Origin of the sequence: Streptococcus sp. 2021WUSS109 (genome assembly GCF_044427305.1) — a bacterium.
GTDB lineage: Bacteria > Bacillota > Bacilli > Lactobacillales > Streptococcaceae > Streptococcus > Streptococcus suis.
Genome location: NZ_JAOTGF010000044.1, coordinates 1 through 4,765 on the forward strand (window position 1 = coordinate 1; position 4,765 = coordinate 4,765).

Here is a 4,765-nt window from a genome sequence, read left to right on the forward strand (position 1 = left end):
AATCTTTTTCAGGATGAAGCACAAACTGGTTTGCGGTGGAAACGATGTCGTTAATACTATCAAGTAAATGAGCTTTAATCTGATCTAGCATGACTTTTCCCCTTTTATTTTTAGTGTAACATAAAAAATAACCCACCACAAAATGTGATAGGTTAGTTAACTTAATGACATTGACTAACGTCCGCGTTTTTTTCATATCCAATAACAATCAAAAGTAGTCTAGGAAACGAAACCGAAAATGGAACTGGATTTCATCAAGGCAAGTTGACAACGAATAATTTTGATTTTCGAAGAGTATTAATTCTAATATCCCCGTTGATGGGTAATCTTGTAACGAAACTGGTCTGCTCTAGCAATACTAAACGTAAACTCGATAATTCTATTCTTATCATTATAGGTTTTTCTTACCAAATGAAGCACTGGACTATTGCTTGGAATCCCGAGTATCTTAGCTTCATTATCCAAAGCAATACTTGCATAGAACTCTTCTTCTGCCAAACGAATCACCTGATGATAATCCTCTGAAAAAATTTCATACAAGGGAGTTGACTTCATTCGCTGAGCAGCTAATCCAGGAAATAGCGAGGCAGGAACATATGTCCTTTCCAACATCATCGGAACCTCATCTGCAAGTCTCAAACGTTCAACTTCAAACACTTCCTCACCCTGACTAAGTTGTAGATGTTGCGCAATATAGTCCGACGCCTTAACCAATTCAAAGGATAAAATAGATGTCCTCGGTACTTTCCCAATTTTTTTCATTTGCTCAGTAAAACTATAGGCCTGAGACAAATCAACTGCAGTATCTGAAATCTCAGATACATAGGTTCCCTTACCATGCTTCTTATAGACTAAGCCACGTTTTTCCAATTCTTGCAAAGCCAAACGAACTGTAATACGACTGACACCATAAACCTGTGTCAACTCACGCTCTGAAAATAACTTGTCATTCGGAGCCATCCTCTCACGAATTGCAACTTCCAATTCATCAACCAACTGCAAATAGAGAGGTTTTTCAACAGTTTGACTAACCATAGACTCCTCCTTTCTAACCCACATAAGCTTACAAATCTATTTTACACCAAATTTCATATATTAACAATATCTTGGGTGATAAAATACCATCTCTTCAAGCTAAAGCAAGGTCACCTCATCTGTCAAAGTAATGGTCTCTTTTCCCTGCTTGTCCATTACCAAGATTGTTGAGGGATAAAAAGGATCAAAACGACTACTTAAATCTACAGCCAGTACATTTTTATAACCTTCCTGCGAAAAGACCAGCGTAATCTTACCACGACGATTTTTGATAGAAAAACGGATTACATTTTTCAAAGGAATAACTCCTTTTAAATAGTGATCAATAACATACCAGAAACTATCAATCACTTCCCCAGGAAGCGAGGTCACAACTCCAAAACTTGCATAGCGCCCATTTGTTTGTTCAAAGGCCATAAGCCCCTCCTTTACAATAAGAAAAAAGCCTGTAAAACAGGATTTTCTTTTCTAACTTTATCTACTTCTCAGTTCTAAATAGCGTTTGTACCAGATATTAACGTAGGCTGGAGAGAATGGTCCGCGCTGGTTATTAATCCAATCAACCAGTATCTTGACATTTTCCTTCAAAATAAAATCAATATCATCCGAATACTTCATCGCCTTACGATGACGCTCATATTCATCCACATCCAGCAGTCTCTTTTCACCATCAGCAAAGACCTTAACATCTAGGTCATAATCAATGTATTTGAGTGCCTCATTGTCGAGAACATATGGACTAGCAAGGTTACAATAATAGGAAACTCCGTTTTCACGAATCATTGCAATGATATTGAACCAGTATTTTTTATGAAAATAAACAATTGCTGGTTCTCTTGTTACCCAACGCCTACCATCATTTTCAGTCACTAAGGTATGATTATTGACTCCAATAATAGCATTTTCCGTTGTTTTTAATACCATGGTGTCACGCCAAGTGCGATGAATTTCACCGTCATGCTTATAACTTTGAATTGTAATAAAGTCGCCTTCCTTTGGTAATTTCACTTTGTTACCAACTTTCTACAATTACAATTTATCTTGACTATTATATCATATTTTTCTAACCTAGGCTAAATTTTTTCACAGATAATCACGAAGGACAGTCTGAATCCGATCAAAGTCATAACCCTTTCGAGCTAAAGCCTGTATCAACCTTTGCTTCAATTCATAGCCTTCATATTTACGACTATATTTTCTATACTGCTTATCCAATTCCTTGGCGATTAAATCATCTTCATTTTCCTCATCAGCCACAAGTTCCAACTGACCCAGACTTTGTTTGGCCATCTCATAAGAAAACCCCTTACCCATCAATCCCTGTACAACTTTATCTTGCAAAGCTCGAAGAGGCAATTTTCTTTGGTATCTACCCACCAATTTCTCCCCAATCTTCCCAGCAAGCTCTGAAAAATCTTCCTCTGCCAGCCTTTTATCAATCAGCGGTTTAGGAATTCCTTTCTGCATCAACTTCTGACGAATCATAGCTGGTCCCTTATCTCCATTTAGAGCATTCTGACGAACATAGCTATCAACATAATTCCCATCGTCCAGCCATTTTTCCTCTTCTAATACCGTCACAATCTTGACAATATTGTTTTCTTCAATTTCATATTTTTTTAGATAATCACTAACTTCTTTTTGGGTACGTTGCTTGAAGGAAAGGTAATAAAGTGCTAAATTTTTCCCATAAGAAAACTGAGCAAAATCGCGAAGCTCACGAAACTCCTGCTCCGTGATTTCCTTTCCCTTACTAAGCATGAAGCGAACAATTGTGTCTTCCGTAATATACAAACTATCCTGACCATCCACTTCAAGTAAATAAAGACGTTTCTTCTTTTCAATTTTTGTAATTCTCATTCTTTCATTATACAGGATTTTTCGGTAAAATAATAATATGAATCTACAAGTAAACCAACGAATCCCCTTAAAAATCAAACGAATGGGCATCAACGGAGAAGGCATCGGATTTTATCAAAAAACACTAGTCTTTGTCCCTGGTGCCCTTAAGGGGGAAGAAATTTTTTGTCAAATTACCTCAGTCAAACGAAATTTCGTTGAAGCAAAATTGTTAAAAATCAACAAGGAATCAAAATTCCGTGTCAAGCCTGCCTGTGACATCTATCAAGCCTGTGGTGGTTGTCAAATCATGCACCTCCGCTATGATAAACAATTAGACTTCAAACAAGATCTCTTGCAGCAGGCCCTAAAAAAGTTCAAACCAGCTGGCTACGAAAACTACACTATTTATCCAACAATCGGTATGGATAAGCCTAGTCACTATCGTGCCAAATTACAGTTCCAGACTCGATCTTTCAAAGATCAAGTCAAGGCCGGTCTCTATGCAGAAAATTCCCATCGCTTGATTGGAATTACGAATTGTTACGTCCAAGATGCCGAAACACAAGAGATTATCAACGGAATCGCAAAACTACTCACCAAGCTCCGTATTCCTATTTACAATGAGCGCAAGCAACATGGAATCCGCACGGTTATGGTCCGCAAGGCTCGAAAAACAGGTCAAGTTCAAGTGATCTTTATCACCTCTTGTCAGGTTAATCTTACTAAATTAATTGATGAACTCACCAGTCAATTTCCAAGTATAATCACTATTGCTCTAAACTGGAATAGACAGAAAACGAGTGATATTTATGGTGAAAAAACAGAAATTTTATGGGGAGAACAAGCTATCGATGAGGCTGTTTTAGATTACGAATTCTCACTATCTCCACGGGCATTTTACCAACTAAATCCCCAACAAACAGAAATTCTCTACGGCGAGGCCGTCAAGGCTTTGGATATTTCAGGAGATGAAGACTTGATTGATGCCTACTGTGGCGTGGGCACAATCGGCTTCGCCTTTGCAAAAAAGGTCAAATCTGTTCGAGGTATGGACATTATTCCAGAAGCCATCGAGGATGCTAAAGCAAACGCTAAGCGAATGGGATTATCCAATACCCACTATGAGGCAGGTAAAGCAGAAGAAATCATTCCAAAGTGGTACCAAGAAGGCTACAGGGCCGATGCCTTGGTAGTTGATCCTCCACGAACTGGACTCGATGAAAAGCTCCTCAAAACCATTTTGGATTACAAACCAGCTAAAATGGTTTACGTATCCTGCAACGTCTCCACTCTTGCAAGGGACCTTGTTGAGCTAAGCAAAGCCTACAAGGTAGAATACATTCAATCTGTCGACATGTTTCCCCACACAGCACGGACCGAGGCGGTTGTTAAACTAAGCAAAAAATGAAAGGCACTGTAAGACTATGACGGGTAAACCCACTCTGGTCATACAGAGCCTTTTTGAGTGTAGAAAAAAGTCCCCTATGACCTACACTGAAAAACAACAAAACTCACATTTTCAAACGCCAAATTAGAAACAACTAACAATCTCATCAAAGTCATTAAAAGAAATACCTTTGGTTTCAGGAAGATGAAAACTTTAAAAACGGATTTTGATTGCTTTGAACAGTGAAAAGGGCTGGGAATAGCCCTTTTCAGCTTATCTCCTGAAAATAAGAAAGAGATAAAAAAGAGAGAACGAAGTTCGTCCTCTCTAGGTATTAGCTTTTCATCTACCCACTACAGTTGACAAAGAGCCCAATAATCGGGAAGACAGGATTCGAACCTGCGACACCTTGGTCCCAAACCAAGTACTCTACCAAGCTGAGCTACTTCCCGATACTATTAAAAATAAAGCTCCCCTAACGTCTCCATTAAGCGAGTGATG

The 4,765-nt window shown here is 38.5% G+C and carries 5 protein-coding genes, 1 tRNA gene and 1 pseudogene; 2 read left to right on the top strand and 5 right to left on the bottom strand.

The window, feature by feature from the left end; genetic code table 11:
• Positions 1-303: 303 nt before the first annotated feature.
• The 4 genes from ODU37_RS10500 to recX form a co-directional block, all read right to left on the bottom strand.
• Positions 304-1,035, bottom strand: a complete 732-nt coding sequence (locus ODU37_RS10500; RefSeq protein WP_004194101.1) for a GntR family transcriptional regulator — start codon at positions 1,033-1,035, stop codon at positions 304-306.
• Between the two features lie 99 nt (positions 1,036-1,134).
• On the bottom strand, positions 1,135-1,452 hold the full coding sequence (locus ODU37_RS10505; protein WP_044761715.1) for a DUF960 domain-containing protein: 318 nt from the start codon (positions 1,450-1,452) through the stop codon (positions 1,135-1,137).
• A 57-nt stretch (positions 1,453-1,509) separates the two neighbouring features.
• A complete protein-coding gene (locus tag ODU37_RS10510) occupies positions 1,510-2,043 on the bottom strand; it encodes a DUF402 domain-containing protein (protein WP_004194106.1) in 534 nt (177 codons plus the stop codon).
• 75 nt (positions 2,044-2,118) lie between these two features.
• On the bottom strand, positions 2,119-2,895 hold the full coding sequence (gene recX / locus ODU37_RS10515; RefSeq protein WP_105159990.1) for a recombination regulator RecX: 777 nt from the start codon (positions 2,893-2,895) through the stop codon (positions 2,119-2,121).
• Between the two features lie 37 nt (positions 2,896-2,932).
• On the opposite strand from recX, the gene rlmD reads away from it, so the two are divergent.
• Both rlmD and ODU37_RS10525 read left to right on the top strand, forming a co-directional pair.
• Entirely contained in the window at positions 2,933-4,285 is a 1,353-nt protein-coding gene (gene rlmD / locus ODU37_RS10520) for a 23S rRNA (uracil(1939)-C(5))-methyltransferase RlmD (protein WP_105159991.1), read from the top strand.
• A gap of 102 nt (positions 4,286-4,387) precedes the next feature.
• Positions 4,388-4,526: pseudogene (locus tag ODU37_RS10525) on the top strand (transposase); the annotation flags it as partial.
• A gap of 116 nt (positions 4,527-4,642) precedes the next feature.
• Here ODU37_RS10525 and ODU37_RS10530 read toward each other — a convergent pair.
• Positions 4,643-4,716, bottom strand: a tRNA-Pro gene (locus ODU37_RS10530).
• Positions 4,717-4,765 lie beyond the last annotated feature (49 nt).

What these genes read in the sequence shown, in the direction of transcription:
- ODU37_RS10500 (WP_004194101.1), bottom strand. Translation starts at nt 1,035, where the DNA reads ATGGTTAGTCAAACTGTTGAAAAACCTCTCTATTTGCAGTTGGTTGAT.
- ODU37_RS10505 (WP_044761715.1), bottom strand. Translation starts at nt 1,452, where the DNA reads ATGGCCTTTGAACAAACAAATGGGCGCTATGCAAGTTTTGGAGTTGTG.
- recX (WP_105159990.1), bottom strand. Translation starts at nt 2,895, where the DNA reads ATGAGAATTACAAAAATTGAAAAGAAGAAACGTCTTTATTTACTTGAA.
- rlmD (WP_105159991.1), top strand. Translation starts at nt 2,933, where the DNA reads ATGAATCTACAAGTAAACCAACGAATCCCCTTAAAAATCAAACGAATG.